At 53.6% G+C, this 17,279-nt stretch carries 16 protein-coding genes; 9 read left to right on the top strand and 7 right to left on the bottom strand.

Features of this window, described 5'->3' with window-relative positions; genetic code table 11:
* Window positions 1–185: 185 nt before the first annotated feature.
* The 5 genes from iaaA to gsiD are packed head-to-tail and all read left to right on the top strand — an operon-like array spanning window position 186 to window position 6,457.
* Window positions 186–1,151 (top strand): beta-aspartyl-peptidase, encoded by a 966-nt coding sequence (iaaA, locus tag HV243_RS16760; RefSeq protein ID WP_016156081.1) that lies wholly within the window; start codon window positions 186–188, stop codon window positions 1,149–1,151.
* Complete coding sequence (gsiA, locus tag HV243_RS16755; RefSeq protein ID WP_047415279.1) at window positions 1,138–3,009, top strand: glutathione ABC transporter ATP-binding protein GsiA; 1,872 nt, start codon at window positions 1,138–1,140, stop codon at window positions 3,007–3,009. Before iaaA ends, gsiA begins: the two co-directional genes overlap by 14 nt.
* Before the next feature lie 28 nt (window positions 3,010–3,037).
* Window positions 3,038–4,576 (top strand): glutathione ABC transporter substrate-binding protein GsiB, encoded by a 1,539-nt coding sequence (gsiB, locus tag HV243_RS16750; protein ID WP_046274653.1) that lies wholly within the window; start codon window positions 3,038–3,040, stop codon window positions 4,574–4,576.
* Between the two features lie 46 nt (window positions 4,577–4,622).
* The gene (gsiC, locus tag HV243_RS16745; protein ID WP_016152391.1) at window positions 4,623–5,543 is read left to right on the top strand and encodes a glutathione ABC transporter permease GsiC; all 921 of its coding nucleotides are present in this window, start codon (window positions 4,623–4,625) and stop codon (window positions 5,541–5,543) included.
* A gap of 2 nt (window positions 5,544–5,545) precedes the next feature.
* Window positions 5,546–6,457, top strand: a complete 912-nt coding sequence (gene gsiD / locus HV243_RS16740) for a glutathione ABC transporter permease GsiD (protein ID WP_053388808.1) — start codon at window positions 5,546–5,548, stop codon at window positions 6,455–6,457.
* Between the two features lie 57 nt (window positions 6,458–6,514).
* On the opposite strand, the gene rimO is transcribed toward gsiD, so the two are convergent.
* The gene (gene rimO / locus HV243_RS16735) at window positions 6,515–7,840 is read right to left on the bottom strand and encodes a 30S ribosomal protein S12 methylthiotransferase RimO (protein ID WP_016152393.1); all 1,326 of its coding nucleotides are present in this window, start codon (window positions 7,838–7,840) and stop codon (window positions 6,515–6,517) included.
* A 230-nt stretch (window positions 7,841–8,070) separates the two neighbouring features.
* Between rimO and bssR the strand changes: the two genes are divergently transcribed.
* Complete coding sequence (gene bssR, locus HV243_RS16730; RefSeq protein ID WP_047359409.1) at window positions 8,071–8,454, top strand: biofilm formation regulator BssR; 384 nt, start codon at window positions 8,071–8,073, stop codon at window positions 8,452–8,454.
* 102 nt (window positions 8,455–8,556) lie between these two features.
* Entirely contained in the window at window positions 8,557–9,654 is a 1,098-nt protein-coding gene (locus tag HV243_RS16725) for a PQQ-dependent sugar dehydrogenase (protein ID WP_047415284.1), read from the top strand.
* A 5-nt stretch (window positions 9,655–9,659) separates the two neighbouring features.
* On the opposite strand, the gene HV243_RS16720 is transcribed toward HV243_RS16725, so the two are convergent.
* Complete coding sequence (locus HV243_RS16720) at window positions 9,660–10,286, bottom strand: glutathione S-transferase family protein (protein WP_016152396.1); 627 nt, start codon at window positions 10,284–10,286, stop codon at window positions 9,660–9,662.
* Between the two features lie 328 nt (window positions 10,287–10,614).
* Between HV243_RS16720 and dacC the strand changes: the two genes are divergently transcribed.
* Complete coding sequence (gene dacC, locus HV243_RS16715) at window positions 10,615–11,817, top strand: serine-type D-Ala-D-Ala carboxypeptidase (RefSeq protein ID WP_016156089.1); 1,203 nt, start codon at window positions 10,615–10,617, stop codon at window positions 11,815–11,817.
* A 45-nt stretch (window positions 11,818–11,862) separates the two neighbouring features.
* Here dacC and deoR read toward each other — a convergent pair whose 3' ends face one another.
* Together deoR and ybjG are read right to left on the bottom strand one after the other, a co-directional pair.
* Window positions 11,863–12,621: a DNA-binding transcriptional repressor DeoR gene (deoR, locus tag HV243_RS16710; protein WP_053388810.1), complete on the bottom strand. Its 759-nt coding sequence runs from the start codon at window positions 12,619–12,621 to the stop codon at window positions 11,863–11,865.
* A 64-nt stretch (window positions 12,622–12,685) separates the two neighbouring features.
* Window positions 12,686–13,294 (bottom strand): undecaprenyl-diphosphate phosphatase, encoded by a 609-nt coding sequence (gene ybjG, locus HV243_RS16705; protein ID WP_016156091.1) that lies wholly within the window; start codon window positions 13,292–13,294, stop codon window positions 12,686–12,688.
* Between the two features lie 297 nt (window positions 13,295–13,591).
* Between ybjG and HV243_RS16700 the strand changes: the two genes are divergently transcribed.
* Window positions 13,592–14,824 (top strand): MFS transporter, encoded by a 1,233-nt coding sequence (locus HV243_RS16700; protein ID WP_047501216.1) that lies wholly within the window; start codon window positions 13,592–13,594, stop codon window positions 14,822–14,824.
* Between the two features lie 28 nt (window positions 14,825–14,852).
* Here HV243_RS16700 and HV243_RS16695 read toward each other — a convergent pair whose 3' ends face one another.
* The 3 genes from HV243_RS16695 to HV243_RS16685 all read right to left on the bottom strand — a co-directional run bounded on the left by HV243_RS16695 (window position 14,853) and on the right by HV243_RS16685 (window position 17,264).
* Complete coding sequence (locus HV243_RS16695; RefSeq protein WP_019076373.1) at window positions 14,853–15,134, bottom strand: hypothetical protein; 282 nt, start codon at window positions 15,132–15,134, stop codon at window positions 14,853–14,855.
* A 106-nt stretch (window positions 15,135–15,240) separates the two neighbouring features.
* Complete coding sequence (locus HV243_RS16690; RefSeq protein ID WP_016156094.1) at window positions 15,241–16,056, bottom strand: Cof-type HAD-IIB family hydrolase; 816 nt, start codon at window positions 16,054–16,056, stop codon at window positions 15,241–15,243.
* Window positions 16,056–17,264 (bottom strand): MFS transporter, encoded by a 1,209-nt coding sequence (locus HV243_RS16685; protein WP_029139467.1) that lies wholly within the window; start codon window positions 17,262–17,264, stop codon window positions 16,056–16,058. The genes HV243_RS16690 and HV243_RS16685 overlap by 1 nt, the downstream gene beginning before the upstream one ends.
* Window positions 17,265–17,279: the final 15 nt, after the last annotated feature.

Below are 17,279 nucleotides of genomic sequence, written 5' to 3'. Positions count from 1 at the left end.
CCAACGTCGGGAGATCTCCTTTCCGTTAAACACATCTGAATGACCTGATGAGACGGGGTGTGAGGTGCAGGCCTTTACCTTTACATGACGTCTGCATCTTTCTATATTCAAAAATCGAATCAATAAGTCACCGAAATTCTGATATTTATAACCCCCCGGTACCCGCCACCTAATGGACGAATAAAATGGGTAAAGCAGTCATTGCAATTCACGGCGGCGCAGGGGCTATCACCCGCGCGTTACTGAGCCAGGAGCAAGAATTGCGTTATATACAAGCGCTGTCGGATATCGTTGAAACCGGCCAACGGATGCTTGAAGACGGTCGTAGCGCACTGGATGTGGTCACCGAAGCCGTGCGTTTGTTGGAGGAGTGTCCGTTGTTTAATGCCGGAATTGGCGCGGTGTATACCCGTGATGAAACCCATGAACTGGACGCCTGTGTGATGGACGGTAATACGCTAAACGCGGGAGCCGTCGCCGGGGTTAGCCATCTGCGCAATCCAATTCTCGCGGCTCGCCTGGTGATGGAGCACAGCCCCCACGTCATGATGATAGGTGAAGGGGCTGAAAACTTTGCCATTGCGCAGGGTATGGAGCGCGTTTCGGCGGATATTTTCTCGACGCCAGAACGCTACGCTCAACTGCTGGCAGCGCAATCGGCGGGTGAAACGGTGCTGGATCATAGCGCGACCCCGCTGGATGAAAACAACAAAATGGGTACTGTGGGTGCGGTCGCGCTGGATATGTTTGGCAATCTGGCGGCGGCAACATCGACCGGCGGGATGACCAACAAATTACCGGGTCGGGTAGGTGACAGTCCGCTGGTCGGCGCTGGCTGTTATGCCAATAACGCAAGTGTGGCCGTTTCCTGCACCGGAACCGGTGAAGTCTTTATTCGTGCGCTGGCGGCCTATGACATTGCGGCGTTGATGGACTATGGCGGCCTGAGTTTATCGGAGGCGTGCGAACGCGTAGTAATGGAAAAATTACCGGCGCTCGGCGGTAGCGGCGGTTTAATTGCCGTCGATCACGAGGGCAACGTCGCCTTGCCGTTTAACAGCGAAGGCATGTACCGTGCCTGGGGATATGCAGGCGATACGCCAACCACCGGTATTTATCGGGAAAAAGGAGATACCGTTGCCACACAGTGATGAGCTTGACGCCTGCGACGTGCTGGCAGTCAGCAACCTGAACATTGCCTTTGAACAGGAGCAACAGCGCATCAGTGCGGTGCGTAATCTGTCATTTCGCCTGAAGCGTGGTGAAACGCTGGCGATAGTGGGTGAATCCGGTTCAGGAAAGTCGGTAACAGCCTTGTCGCTGATGCGTTTGATTGAACAGTCAGGCGGCGAGGTGAGCTGCGATGAAATGCTCCTTCGACGCCGTAACCGACAGGTTATTGAGCTGGGTGAACAGAGCGCGTCGCGGATGCGTCACGTGCGTGGCGCAGATATCGCCATGATCTTCCAGGAGCCCATGACATCGCTTAATCCGGTATTTACCGTGGGTGAGCAGATTGCTGAGTCAATCCGTTTGCATCAGGGGGCCAGCCACGAAGAGGCGATGGTGGAAGCGAAACGGATGCTCGACCAGGTGCGTATTCCTGAGGCGAAGGCTATTTTATCGCGCTATCCGCACCAGCTTTCTGGCGGCATGCGCCAGCGGGTAATGATCGCCATGGCGCTATCGTGTCGCCCTGCGGTTTTAATTGCCGATGAACCGACTACCGCGCTGGATGTCACTATTCAGGCACAGATCCTGCAACTGATAAAAGTGCTGCAGCAGGATATGTCGATGGGAGTGATCTTTATTACCCACGATATGGGCGTCGTAGCGGATATTGCCGATCGCGTGCTGGTGATGTATCAGGGCGAGGCGGTAGAAACCGGCAGCGTTGAGCAGATTTTTCACGCTCCCCAGCATCCTTACACCAAAGCGCTGCTGGCAGCCGTGCCGCAGCTTGGGGCGATGACTGGACAAGCGTACCCGCGCCGGTTTCCACTCATTTCGTTACACGATCCCAGCCATGTAGAACCACAGACTGAACAGGATACCGTGGTTGAAGGCGAGCCTATTTTGCAGGTACGTAATCTGGTGACGCGTTTTCCGCTGCGCAGCGGCATTCTTAATCGGGTGACCCGCGAGGTGCATGCGGTGGAAAACGTTAGCTTTGACCTGTGGCCCGGAGAGACGCTCTCGCTGGTGGGGGAGTCAGGCTGCGGGAAATCTACCACCGGTCGGGCGCTGCTACGTCTGGTCGAGTCTCAACGCGGGGAGATTGTTTTCAACGGACAGCGTATCGATACCCTGGCCGCCAGTAAGCTACAGCCGCTGCGTCGGGATATTCAATTTATCTTTCAGGACCCCTATGCTTCGCTCGATCCGCGTCAGACCGTGGGATATTCCATTTTAGAACCGCTGCGGGTGCATGGGCTACTGCAAGGCGATGCGGCGGCAAAACGGGTTGCATGGCTGCTGGAACGCGTAGGATTGCTCCCTGAGCATGCCTGGCGCTATCCGCATGAGTTTTCCGGTGGGCAGCGTCAGCGGATCTGTATTGCCCGGGCGCTGGCGCTCAATCCCAAGGTGATTATTGCCGATGAGTCAGTTTCGGCGCTGGATGTCTCAATTCGCGGGCAAATTATCAACCTGTTGCTCGACCTCCAACGAGAAATGGGGATTGCGTACCTGTTTATTTCCCACGATATGGCGGTGGTGGAGCGGATCAGTCATCGGGTGGCGGTGATGTACCTTGGGCAAATCGTCGAGATCGGCACCCGACGCGCGGTGTTTGAAAATCCGCAGCATCCGTACACCCGCAAACTGATGGCGGCAGTCCCGGTCGCCGATCCCTCACATCACCGGCCCCAGCGCGTGCTGCTGTCGGATGATATCCCCAGTAATATCCGCAAACGCGGTGAAGAGATTTCCCCCGTTTCACTCCAGCAAGTTGGCCCGGGGCATTATGTTGCGCGTCCGCAACCAGAAAATGCGCTTTCGCGTTTATAACAGGCAGGCAGGGTTTAAGGAGAATAACATGACAAAAATTGTTGCTCGAAAATGGCTGGTTGCTGTGGGAGTGGCCTCTGCGCTGGCCGCCACACCTGGCTGGGCCGCCAAAGATGTAGTAGTGGCGGTAGGATCCAATTTCACCACCCTCGATCCCTACGACGCAAACGACACGTTGTCGCAGGCGGTAGCGAAGTCGTTTTACCAGGGGCTGTTTGGCCTTGATAAAGAGATGAAGCTGAAAAATGTGCTGGCGGAGAGTTATACGGTTTCTGATGATGGCCTGACTTATACCCTTAAGCTGCGACAGGGTGTGAAGTTTCAGGACGGCACCGACTTCAACGCCGATGCGGTTAAAGCTAACCTCGACCGGGCCAGCAACCCGGAAAACCATCTGAAACGCTACAACCTGTATAAGAATATCGATAAAACCGAGGTCGTGGATCCGTCGACGGTGAAGATAACGCTGAAGCAGCCGTTCTCTGCATTTATCAATATTCTGGCGCACCCGGCTACGGCGATGATCTCTCCCGCCGCGCTGGAGAAATACGGCAAGGAGATCGGTTTTCATCCCGTGGGGACCGGGCCGTATCAGCTTGAGACCTGGAATCAGACGGATTTTGTAAAGGTTAAGAAGTTCGCGGGTTACTGGCAGCAAGGGCTGCCAAAGCTGGATACGATTACCTGGCGTCCGGTGACCGACAACAACACGCGTGCGGCAATGCTGCAGACCGGGGAAGCGCAGTTTGCCTTCCCGATCCCTTACGAGCAGGCGGCGCTACTGGCGAAGAATAAAAACCTGGAACTGGTGGCCAGTCCGTCTATTATGCAGCGTTACATCAGCATGAACGTCACGCAAAAACCGTTCGATAACCCGAAGGTGCGTGAAGCGCTGAATTATGCCATCAACCGTCAGGCGCTGGTGAAAGTGGCGTTTGCCGGTTACGCGACGCCAGCAACCGGCGTTCTCCCACCGTCGATCGCCTATGCGCAAAGCTATACGCCATGGCCATACGACCCGGCAAAAGCGCGCGAACTGCTGAAAGAAGCGGGTTATCCGAACGGTTTTACCACCACGCTATGGTCTTCTCATAACCATAGTACTGCGCAAAAAGTGCTGCAATTTACCCAGCAGCAACTGGCGCAGGTGGGCGTTAAGGCTCAGGTGACGGCGATGGATGCCGGTCAGCGCGCGGCGCAAGTCGAAGGTAAAGCGCAGAAAGAGAGCGGGGTACGCATGTTCTACACCGGCTGGTCTGCCTCTACGGGTGAAGCAGACTGGGCGCTGTCACCGCTGTTTGCATCTCAAAACTGGCCGCCAACGCTGTTTAATACGGCGTTCTACAGCAATAAGCAGGTGGACAGTGATTTAGCAGCAGCGTTGCAAACCAACGATCCGGCCCAGAAAGCGAAGCTGTACAAGGATGCGCAGGATATTATCTGGAAAGAGTCGCCGTGGATCCCACTGGTAGTGGAACAACTGATTTCGGCGCACAACACCAGATTGACCGGGTTCTGGATCATGCCGGATACCGGATTTAGCTTTGATGATGCGGATTTAAAATAAGCTATTCATCCGGCCCCGCCACGCAGGGGCCGGCGAAGGGAGTGTGATGCTTAACTATGTTTTCAAGCGCCTGCTGGGGTTGATTCCAACTCTGTTGATTGTAGCGGTGCTGGTATTTTTATTTGTTCACCTGCTACCCGGCGATCCGGCCCGGCTGATTGCCGGACCGGAGGCTGACGCTGAGGTTATCGAACTGGTGCGTCAGCAGTTGGGTCTGGACCAGCCGCTGCATATTCAGTTCTGGCATTACATTACTAACGTGTTGCAAGGCGATTTTGGAACCTCAATGGTTTCTCGTCGCCCGGTTTCCGAAGAGATAGCCAGTCGTTTTATGCCATCGCTCTGGCTGACCATTGCCAGCATGGCGTGGGCGGTGTTATTCGGCATGACGGCAGGGATTATTGCTGCTGTATGGCGTAATCGTTGGCCGGACAGATTGAGTATGACGCTCGCCGTCACCGGGATCTCTTTCCCGGCGTTTGCGCTCGGCATGCTGCTCATGCAGATATTCTCCGTTGAGCTTGGCTGGTTGCCCACCGTTGGCGCTGATACCTGGCGGCACTATATCCTCCCGTCTATTACCCTGGGTGCGGCGGTGGCTGCGGTGTTAGCTCGGTTTACCCGCGCTTCGTTTGTCGATGTGCTCAGTGAAGACTATATGCGTACCGCGCGGGCCAAAGGGGTGAGTGAAACCTGGGTGGTGTTAAAACATGGTTTGCGTAATGCGATGATCCCGGTGGTCACCATGATGGGGCTACAGTTTGGCTTTTTGCTTGGCGGCTCAATTGTGGTTGAGAAGGTGTTTAACTGGCCAGGGCTTGGGCGGCTGTTGGTGGACTCAGTCGAAATGCGCGACTATCCGGTGATTCAGGCCGAGGTGCTGTTGTTTTCTCTGGAGTTTATTCTTATTAACTTAGTGGTGGATGTGCTCTATGCCGCCATTAATCCGGCTATCAGGTACAAGTAAGGATGCGATTTTTTAACTGGCGCCGACAGGCGATTTTAAATGCGATGCCCCTTGTTAAGCCTGAGCAGATACGCACGCCGTGGCATGAATTCTGGCGTCGTTTCCGTCGCCAGCGCATGGCGATGTTAGCGGGGTTATTTGTCGTGCTGCTGATAATGTTGGCGATTTTTGCTCGCTGGTTAACGCCATTTGATGCCGAGAATTACTTCGATTATGACCGTCTGAATGACGGACCATCGATGCTGCACTGGTTCGGCGTTGACTCGCTGGGGCGGGATATTTTTAGCCGCGTGCTGGTGGGGGCGCAAATCTCGCTGGCGGCGGGGGTCTTTGCCGTATTTATTGGCGCAGCGATTGGCACCGTGCTGGGTCTGCTGGCGGGATACTACGAAGGCTGGTGGGATCGACTGATTATGCGTATCTGCGATGTGCTGTTTGCCTTTCCGGGTATTTTGCTGGCGATAGCCGTGGTCGCCGTTCTGGGCAGCGGCATTGCAAACGTGATTATTGCCGTGGCCATTTTCTCCATTCCGGCCTTCGCGCGGCTGGTGCGCGCAAATACGCTGGTGCTAAAGCAGCAGACCTTTATTGAATCCGCGCGCAGTATCGGCGCCAGCGATGCGACCATCATCTTCAACCATATCCTGCCGGGTACGGTTTCATCGATCGTGGTCTTTTTTACCATGCGAATTGGCACGTCGATTATCTCTGCCGCGAGCCTGTCATTTCTGGGATTGGGTGCGCAGCCGCCAACCCCGGAGTGGGGGGCAATGCTCAATGAAGCCCGCGCTGATATGGTGATCGCGCCGCACGTGGCGATTTTCCCGGCGGTGGCGATATTCCTGACGGTGCTGGCGTTTAACTTACTCGGAGATGGTCTGCGCGACGCGCTGGACCCGAAAATTAAAGGATAAATCACAGGGCCGGATAAGACGTAACGCTTATCCGGCCTACAGTTGGGTTGCGCTTATTTAAACGCGGGTGCCCCACAGATCGTATTCATCAGCGTTTTCGACCTTCACGCGGATGATATCGCCAGGTTTCACCTTGGTTTCGCCATTCAGGTATACCGCGCCGTCGATTTCCGGGGCGTCAGCCATGCTGCGTCCAATCGCGCCTTCTTCGTCAACTTCATCAACGATAACCAGAATTTCGCGGCCCACTTTCTCCTGCAAACGTTCAGCGGAGATTTGCTGTTGCAATTGCATAAAGCGGTTCCAGCGTTCCTCTTTCACCTCTTCCGGGATTTGGTCCGGCAGGTCATTGGCGCCAGCGCCTTCTACCGGGCTGTATTTAAAGCAGCCCACGCGGTCCAGACGCGCTTCCTTCAGGAAGTCGAGCAGCATCTGGAAGTCTTCTTCCGTTTCACCCGGGAAACCGACAATGAAGGTTGAGCGCAGCGTCAGTTCAGGGCAGATTTCACGCCACTGCTTGATGCGTGCCAGTTGTCTGTCCACGGAGCCTGGGCGTTTCATCAGCTTAAGAATACGCGGGCTGGCATGTTGTAGCGGGATGTCCAGATACGGCAGGATTTTCCCTTCCGCCATCAGTGGGATCACGTCATCAACGTGCGGATAGGGATAGACGTAATGCAGACGAGTCCAGATCCCCAGTTTTGATAACTGCTCGCACAGATCAACCATGCTGGTTTTGACCGGCTCGCCGTTATGGAAACCGGTGCGATGCTTCACATCCACGCCGTACGCGGAGGTATCCTGAGAAATGACCAGTATCTCTTTCACGCCCGCATCCACCAGACGTTTGGCTTCGCTGAGGACATCGCCAATCGGACGGCTCACCAGATCGCCACGCATTGACGGAATAATGCAGAACGTGCAGCGGTGGTTGCAGCCTTCAGAAATTTTCAGATAGGCGTAATGACGCGGAGTGAGCTTGACGCCCTGTTCAGGAACCAGGCTCAGGAACGGGTTGTGCTTTGGTTTGGGCACATAGTGGTGAACGTGCTCCAGAACCTGTTCGTAGCTATGCGGCCCGGTGATTTCCAGCACCTTCGGGTGGACTTCACGGATCTGATCGACTTTCGCGCCCAGACAGCCGGTGACGATCACCTTGCCGTTTTCGTTCAGCGCTTCGCCGATTGCTTCCAGCGACTCCTGAACCGCGCTGTCGATAAAGCCACAGGTGTTAACGATAACCATATCCGCGTCGTCGTAGCTTGGCACAACATCATAGCCTTCGGTACGAAGTTCGGTCAGGATGCGTTCAGAATCGACGAGGTTTTTCGGGCAGCCGAGGGAGACAAAGCCGATTTTCGGCTGGTGGGTTACATTGCTCATAGCGTAAAAATTGTTCAGTTATTGGAATATTCAGGGCACGGATTCTACAGAGTTCTGAATAAAAATTGTATCGCAATCTCATACCATCAGTCGCCACGCCCGGCGTGGAATTAAAGATTATTTGTAAATTGTGTTAATTTTCGGTGATGGATTGATCCTGGACACGACTTTGTTCAAAAAATGACCATACTATTAAGTTGCACCATAGTTGGAAAGAGGAGGAACAAAGTATGGTTGTTGACAGACTGAGAACCGATCTTCTCAACAAATTGATAAACGCCCGTGTCGAACTTGCCGCTTATCTGCTGTTGAGAAAAGCGAAAGGCTACATGTCAGTCAGCGAGAGCGATCGTCTGCGTGATAATTTTTTTGCACTGAATCGCGAATTGCACGAGCAATCACAGCTTCACGGTATGCATCTTGATCAGGAAGAGTGGAATGCCCTTCATCGTGCTGAAGGGGCGTTAGCCGCCGCCGCTGTTTGTCTTATGAGTGGACATCACGATTGTCCAACTTTTATCGCCGTTAACGCAGAGAAACTGGAAAACTGCCTGACAACGCTGACGCTAAGTATCCAGTGTTTGCAATCTTATCCAACGCTGGAACACGTCTGAATCAGGGGGAGGGCGCTCCCCCTTTTCGTTAAGATTATGTAAATGTGGCGGGATAATTCCCCTTGCTGGCTACGCTTTATGCAGAGCCATTAAGGAGGTGTTATGCGTCGACTCTTTCTCTGTGCTGTCCCACTCGCGCTATTTTCCTCTTATGCCGTCGCGGTAGAGGTGGAAGTGCTGCAAACGAAACTCGATCATCCGTGGTCGCTGGCGTTTTTACCCGACAATCGCGGTATGCTCATTACGCTTAAAGGCGGCCAGCTTCGACTTTGGCAGTCAGGGAAGGGGCTTTCCGACCCGCTGACCGGCGTACCCAAAGTCTGGGCGAATGGTCAGGGGGGATTGCTTGATGTGGCATTAGCACCGGATTTTAAACAATCCCGCCGGGTGTGGCTTAGCTTTGCTGAAGCTGACGGTGAAGGTAACGCCGGGACAGCGGTTGGTTACGGACGACTGAGCGACGATCTCAAACATCTGCAAGGGTTCCAGACCATTTTTCGCCAACAGCCGAAGCTCTCCAGCGGAAACCATTTTGGCGGACGTATGGTTTTTGATGGCAACGGTTATCTGTTTATTGGCCTTGGTGAAAACAATCAACGTTCTACCGCACAGGATCTGGATAAGCTGCAGGGCAAGGTCGTACGACTGACCGATGAGGGAAAAATTCCGCCGGATAATCCGTTTGTGAAGAGGGCAGGAGCGCGGGCAGAGATTTGGTCATATGGTATCCGCAACCCGCAGGGGATGGCGATGAATCCCTGGAGCGATACGCTGTGGCTCAATGAGCATGGTCCACGCGGGGGCGATGAAATCAATATCCCGGAGAAAGGGAAAAACTACGGCTGGCCGCTTGCGACCTGGGGCGTTAACTACAGTGGTCTTAAAATTCCCGAAGCAAAAGGCCCAATTGTTGCTGGAACAGAGCAACCCATCTTTTACTGGGAAAAGTCACCGGCGGTCAGCGGAATGGCTTTTTATAATAGCGATACCTTCCCACAGTGGCGGCAGAAGTTATTCATTGGCGCGTTGAAAGATAAAGAAGTGATCGTGCTGAGCGTCAAAGGGAATGCCGTCACCGAAGAGGGTCGTCTGTTGCAGGAAAGGGGACAGCGGATCCGTGATGTGCGCGTCGGACCAGACGGGTACTTATATGTACTAACCGACGAGTCCGACGGGGAATTACTGAAAGTGAGTCCCTGATTGAGTTAGCTGACCGGGATCATCACGACTTTTTGAAACGCCGGACGTTCGGTCAGTTGTTGATACCAGTGTTCCAGATGTGGGCGCGGGGTCCAGCTCAGACCAACGTTGAACAGGTTATAGATGAACGGCGCAACGGCGATATCGGCAGTGCCAAATTCAGCCCCGGAGAACCATGGCTGGTCCGCCAGCGCGTTATCCAGAATGGCAAACAGGTTATCGCACACCTGACTACCCGCCTCGATTGCCGCCATGTCGCGTTTCTCGGCAGGGGTTCTGACCAGGCCAAACAAGATAACCCGATGCGCAGGACTTAGCGTCTGGTTTGCCCAGTCCATCCATTTTTCACCGACGGCGCGCGCGGCCGGGGCGTCAATCCACAAACGCTTTTGTCCGTACTGAGCTGCCAGATAGCGGACAATGGTATTGGATTCCCACAGAACAACGTCCGTTTCATCATCGCGTAGTAGCGGGACCAGTCCGTTCGGGTTGAGTGCCAGATAGTCGGCATCGCGGTTACCGCCATGCTGTCCGCCCGCCAGAATTTGGTTATACGGCAGTTCCAGTTCCTCGAGCGTCCACAATACTTTTTTTACGTTGGTCGAGTTATTGCGACCCCACAGTGTAATCATAGTAACCCCGCAAATTAATTGAGCAGCTTTATGGCTGCAGATGCCATCTGACTAGCCCACATGGTGGGGGAAACCTAATATTTACGCAACAAAGTCTAAAAAAATCGTGCCGGGAGCAGCGCAGCGCGGTGTTATTGCATAAACTTTAAAAACTTTACCAACTTACGGTTTCTTTAAGCTCGTTAGTGCGTTATTACTCACCGCACTTATTTTACACGTCATCCATCAGACCTTTTCTGCATGGGTTGGTCAGGGTCGCCTGGCTGGTTTTGTGTAAACACGGTGTGGTATGACGTGGTTTTTTGGAATGGATACTCGGGTGGCATTTATGACGCAATACTTCTCTTCACTTCGCAGCTTTGCTGCAGGTTCTGCACTCTTAATCCTTTTGGCGCCGAGCGTACAGGCGGCGGAGCAACCAACGGCCCCACCGAGCGTCGACGCGCGCGCGTGGATCCTAATGGATTACGCCAGCGGTAAGGTTCTGGCGGAAGGTAATGCTGATGAGAAACTGGATCCTGCTAGTCTGACCAAGATCATGACCAGCTATGTGGTCGGTCAGGCGCTGAAGGCCGGGAAAATTAACCTCAACGACATGGTCACCGTGGGCAAAGACGCCTGGGCGACCGGTAATCCGGCCCTGCGCGGTTCGTCGGTTATGTTCCTCAAGCCCGGCGATCAGGTTGCAGTGTCCGATCTGAACAAAGGCGTTATTATCCAGTCTGGTAACGATGCCTGTATCGCACTGGCTGATTACGTTGCGGGCAGCCAGGAATCCTTCATTGGTCTGATGAACGGCTACGCGAAAAAACTGGGGCTGACCAATACCACTTTCCAGACCGTGCATGGCCTGGATGCGGCAGGACAGTTCAGTACCGCACGTGATATGGCCCTGCTCGGGAAGGCGCTAATCCACGATGTACCGGAAGAGTACGCTATCCACAAAGAGAAAGAATTTACCTTTAATAAAATCCGCCAGCCGAACCGCAACCGTTTGTTGTGGAGCACCAACCTGAACGTGGACGGTATGAAAACCGGTACTACGGCTGGGGCGGGATACAACCTGGTCGCTTCCGCGACCCAGGGGGATATGCGGCTGATCTCCGTGGTGTTGGGGGCGAAAACCGACCGCATTCGTTTTAATGAGTCAGAAAAGCTGCTGACCTGGGGCTTCCGCTTCTTTGAAACCGTTACGCCGATTAAACCGGATGCCACTTTCGTGACGCAGCGCGTCTGGTTTGGTGATAAGAGTGAAGTTAATTTGGGCGCCGGAGAAGCGGGCTCGGTGACTATCCCGCGTGGTCAGCTCAAAAACCTGAAGGCCAGCTTTACCCTGACCGAACCACAGTTAACCGCGCCGCTGAAGAAAGGCCAGGTTGTGGGGACTATCGACTTCCAGTTGAACGGGAAATCCATCGAGCAGCGTCCACTGATGGTGATGGAGGCCGTGGAAGAGGGGGGATTCTTTAGTCGCATGTGGGACTTTGTGATGATGAAATTCCACCAGTGGTTTGGCGGCTGGTTCTCTTAAGCTTAGCGTTTGCCGGATGACGCTATTGCCATCCGGCAGTATCGCTTAATACATCAGTTTGATACGTTGCGCTTTCGCGTACTCAACAAACGCCTCGTCAGGACGGCTATCGCTGACGATGGTATTAAAGTGTTTTACTTCACCCATCCGCGCAGTACGCACCTTACCAAATTTGCTGTGATCGACCACCAGCACGTGATGCTGCGCCATCGACATCGCCCAGTGTTTCACCGGTAGCTCTTCCAGGTTAAAACAGGTCGCGCCTTTCTCAATATGAACGCCAGCTGCGGAATAAAAAGCGATATCCGGGCACAGGTTGTTCAGCGTTTCCTGGAAATCAAGCGGTTTGAAAATTGCGTTGCTGGCATGGAATTCGCCACCACACAGAATGACGCGGCACTGCGGTTTTTCCTGCAGCACCAGAAACGTATTCAGCGAGTAGCAGATTGCGGTGAAAGGCAATTCATTGTCGATAGCCTCAATGATCCACGGCGTGGTGGTACCACAGTCGAAAAAGATAGTCTGATGTGCCTGCACGAGGCTTGCCGCCATCTGGGCGGCACGGCGCTTTTCATCAACCAGTCGGGATTTTTGATCGCTGATTAAATAGTGATTGGCGCTGCGGGGTTCCAGAACAATATAGCCCCCGAGCAAGACGACGGGAGCATCGTGATTATTCAGGTCGCGACGAATGGTCATCTCAGATACGCCCAGCAGCGTCGCGGCTTCTTTGAGGTGTAATTTATCGCTGCGTTTCAGCGCCTGCAGTAATTGACCAATACGCTCGTCGCGTCGAGTTTCCATAGTTCCCCTGGAGAGTAGAATAAGTGCTCAGTATCGCGCTTAATACTACTCTTTTTACCGTGGGTTAGTCACGCACCCAGCCTTTACGGATGGGCAGAGCGAAGCAGGCGCGATAGCCATTTTGCAAACCGAGGTACAGGGGCGTGCCAAACCGCTGCCAGATCATCTGAGCGCTCAGGCAGCCAATCAGCCCGGCGAGTAATCCTCCCAGCATATCCAGCGGCCAGTGTACGCCAAGGTAGACCCGCGACCAGGCAATCGCCACAGCAACGACCATCAGCAGAGCGCCCGTCCACAGGCGATGCCAGAACAAGAAAGCCAGTGCAAAGGTAAAGATAACCGTACCGTGATCGCTCGGGAAAGAGTCATCCGCCGCATGATGCAGGAAGTTGTAACCTATGTGGTTAACAAACGGACGATCGTGAGGGAACAGATGCCCCATCAGCCATGAAATCGTCAGACCGACGATCAGCGCAATCGCCATTTTTATAACTAACTGGCGCTGGAGAGTAACCTGGGCCCGCGGCCCCCAAAGCCAAAGCACAACGGCTAACAGCGGTACGATGTTAATCAGGTCTTTGGCAATAAAAATGGCAAGCGATATCATCCATTGCGCAGAGTCCGGCGTGGCATTGATGAGATAAAAAAGTGAGTTGTTCAGATTTTCCAGCATAACGTCCAGACTCAGTGTAATCGTTAAAAAGGCCCAAGAGGGGAGAGCATAAAATTGCTTTCACGGGATAAAAAGCGGTCTTGTCTTATTTGTCTGTTAAATGACTATTTTTCAGACAATTAATGAGACTTATTGAACATGATAGCGGTCTCAACTTAAATTAACCTTAACGCAAAATGTTCCTGAGCAAATGAGTGTAAAAATGTGCGCAATTTGCTTTCAAATCACATAATTCACTATCACCAGTACGGCGCATTTATTACACTTTGCGCGATTTTTCTATAGTTAAGAGACTGCATGCAGAACCGTTTATCTTCAGGCGCCCGTTTGGGGCGTCAGGCATTACTTTTCCCTCTCTGTCTGGTGCTTTACGAATTCTCTACTTATATCGGCAACGATATGATCCAGCCCGGAATGTTGGCGGTGGTGGAGCAATATAATGCCGGATTAGATTGGGTGCCCACATCCATGACCGCCTATCTGGCTGGCGGCATGTTTTTGCAGTGGTTATTAGGACCGCTGTCGGATCGAATTGGACGTCGCCCGGTGATGTTAACCGGCGTGCTCTGGTTCATTGTGACCTGCCTTGCAACCCTGCTTGCGCAGAATATTGAGCAATTTACCTTCCTGCGTTTTTTACAAGGGATAAGCCTGTGCTTTATTGGCGCGGTGGGTTACGCCGCAATTCAGGAATCCTTTGAAGAAGCGGTGTGCATAAAAATTACCGCGCTGATGGCAAACGTAGCGTTGATTGCGCCCCTGCTGGGGCCGTTGGTCGGCGCAGCCTGGGTACATGTTCTGCCGTGGGAAGGGATGTTTATCCTGTTTGCCGCCCTGGCCGCCATCTCTTTTTTTGGTCTGCAACGCGCGATGCCGGAAACGGCAACCCGGCTTGGTGAAAAGCTGTCGATTAAAGAGCTGGGCAAAGATTATAAGCTGGTGCTGAGGAACGTGCGCTTTGTTGCAGGCGCGCTGGCATTGGGTTTTGTCAGCCTGCCGTTACTGGCGTGGATTGCGCAGTCCCCGATTATTATCATCAGCGGTGAACATCTCAGCAGTTACGAATATGGCCTGTTGCAGGTGCCGATTTTTGGCGCGTTGATTGCCGGTAACCTGGTACTGGCGCGCCTGACCTCGCGAAAAACCGTACGTTCGCTGATTATCATGGGCGGCTGGCCAATCGCCGTCGGGCTGGTGATTGCCGCAGCGGCCACGGTGGTGTCATCCCATGCGTATCTATGGATGACGGCGGGTTTAAGCATCTATGCGTTTGGTATTGGCGTGGCGAATGCGGGATTGGTACGTCTGACGCTGTTTGCCAGTGAAATGAGTAAGGGCACGGTTTCTGCCGCCATGGGTATGTTGCAGATGCTGATTTTTACCGTCGGTATTGAGCTGAGTAAACACGCTTATCTGCTCGGAGGAAACGGCTTGTTCAGCCTGTTCAATCTGGCAAGCGGCGTACTGTGGGTGATTCTGATGGTTATCTTCCTGAAAGATAAACGGGTAGGGGATTCACGGGAAGGTTAAAGCCCGGTTGCCCGGGCCAGGCAAAAACTTAGTGGTGATCGTCAATCTGGTGTTCGATGATCATTCCTTCACCGACGCTTGCAACATGTCGCGCATAAGGATGTGCGCGATAGACAGGGGCCGGGGCAGGCGCCGGAGCAACATACACCGTTTGTGGCGCGGTGGTAACGCTGACCGCCTGCGGAACGCTGACGGAAGAGGGCACTACCACCACCTTATAACCGCTTGGTACATCAACGGTAACGCTTTGCGCAAATGTTGTCCCCGCAAAACCCAGCAACAATGTCGCTATCAGTACACTTTTCTTCATAATCCGCTCGTCTGAATATTCACTGGAGGTAATAATCCAGCGGGTTAATTTGAGGCGGATTATGAATAGATCATGCCATCATTTTGTTGCCGTCTGTGCTGAGGCGTTATTGCGTAAACGGTGCTTCATTCTTTAACACGCGGTCGATAATATCCAGCACGCCCTCTTCGTTGTTCGACCCTGCGCGATATTTTGCCGCCTGGATAACCGGCTCATGGGCGTTCGCCATTGCAAAACTAAATCCTGCCTGACGCAGCATCTCAATATCATTGCCGCCATCGCCAAACACAACAACCTCATCGTCGGTAATATTCCAGCGTTGTTGCAGCAGACGCAGACCGTTTGCCTTATGCACACCGGGTATAATTAAATCGATACTGCCGTAGCCGGTATGTACCGGCACCATAATGTCGCCAATCGCCTCATGGAGGTCAGCCTGCACCTGGGGGATACGATCGTCTGAAATATTTAGCCCGAACTTGAAGAAAATGTCGTTGAGGTTGTCAAAATTATCCACAAATTCAAGACGATGATAATACATGGCGGAGACAGTCTTATGCTCATCGCTGTACCGCTTCAGGGTATAGGCGCTATTTTTACCGCAGGCGATAATGTCGATGTCCGTACGGGTCAGCAGATGTTCCACGATGGCCTGGAAATCGTCTTTTGCCAGCTCGCCGTTAAAGACATCTTCCCCTTCACTGACCACCCATCCGCCGTTTTCGGCAACAAATGAGATTTCACTGGCCAGTTCAGGGAAAAAGGAGATGAGCTGGTAATACTGGTTGCCGCTGGCGACCACAAAGCGGATCCCTTGTTCTTTCATCTGGCGGTATTGCGCCATAAAGCGCTCACGATTATAGGTTTTTTGGTCGCTTAAAAATGTGCCGTCCATGTCGACTGCAATCAGTTTGATACGCATTAGCTGTTCTCCATCACAGTGGTGTTTTTGAGATCCGGTTTTGCCACCGCTTTCGCGACGATGGCGGCGACAAGCACCAGCGCCAGCACCACCAGCATAGCGCTACGCAGGCCGTAGTGTTCACCCAGGTAGCCCAGCAGCGGTGGTCCAACCAGGAATGCCAGATAGCCGGTAGTGGCGACAACGCTGACGCGGGTTGGCGCATCGGGACCGGTGTCGCTGGCAGCCGAAATGGTCAGTGGGAAGCCCAGTGATGCGCCGAGTCCCCACAAAATAACGGAAACGCCCGCCACCCAAGTGCTGTCGACAAAAATAATCAGGCTAATCCCAAGAGCACCCATTAGCGCACTGGCGCGTACTACCGCGACGCGGCTGTAGCGGTCGATGAACCAGCCGCCGGTAAATCGTCCAACGGTCATACCCAGCGTAAATCCGGCATAAATCAGCGAGCCTGAGGTTGGGCTAAATCCATGTCCGTCCACCATCAGCAGCGGAAGCCAGTCGTTGGCGGAACCTTCAGCAAATGCCATTGCGAGCACCACGACGCCAATCAGCAATAGCTGAATATCGCGATAAAAAGGCAGTCCTTTTTCGCCGGAGTGAGACCCGTCAGCGGCATTTTTACCCGTGCCGTCAGGAATGGCTTTGATGGCGATGAAGATAGGGGTGATAGCCACCATCGCTGCCAGCAAGATATGCGCGGTCGCCGGTACGCTGAAGGCGGTAAGCATCATCCCGACTCCGGCACCCGCCAGCGTTCCCAGGCTGTAAAAACCGTGCATCATCGGCAGTACGGTTTTATTCATTTCGCGCTCAACAGCCGCACCTTCGACGTTGATGGCAACTTCTGCTGCGCCAAAGCTGGCGCCGAACACGCCCAGACCAAATGCGAAAAGCCATGCGGAATGCAGCCAGAGCGCCACGCTGAGGATTGCCATTCCGAGGACTGCGCAAGACATGGTGGTGCGGATCACTTTACGCGTGCCAAATCGTTTCACCAGCCAGGCCGAACAAAGAATGCCACTCATCGAACCAATTGATAGTCCAAACAGCACCGCGCCCATTTCGGCGGTTGAGATGGAGAGGATATCTCTGATGGCAGGGGTACGCGTTGCCCAGGAGGCCATTAATAATCCTGGTAAAAAGAAGAACGTGAACAGTGCCCAGGTGCGACGTCTTAAGGCTTTGCGTGATGAGATGCCAGTCATGAATTCGAGCCGAAG

The organism is Citrobacter sp. RHBSTW-00599 (genome assembly GCF_013784065.1).
In the GTDB taxonomy this organism is placed as follows: domain Bacteria; phylum Pseudomonadota; class Gammaproteobacteria; order Enterobacterales; family Enterobacteriaceae; genus Citrobacter; species Citrobacter braakii.
Note: the sequence above shows the minus strand (reverse complement) of the source record. Positions and strands in the feature narration are given on the sequence as shown.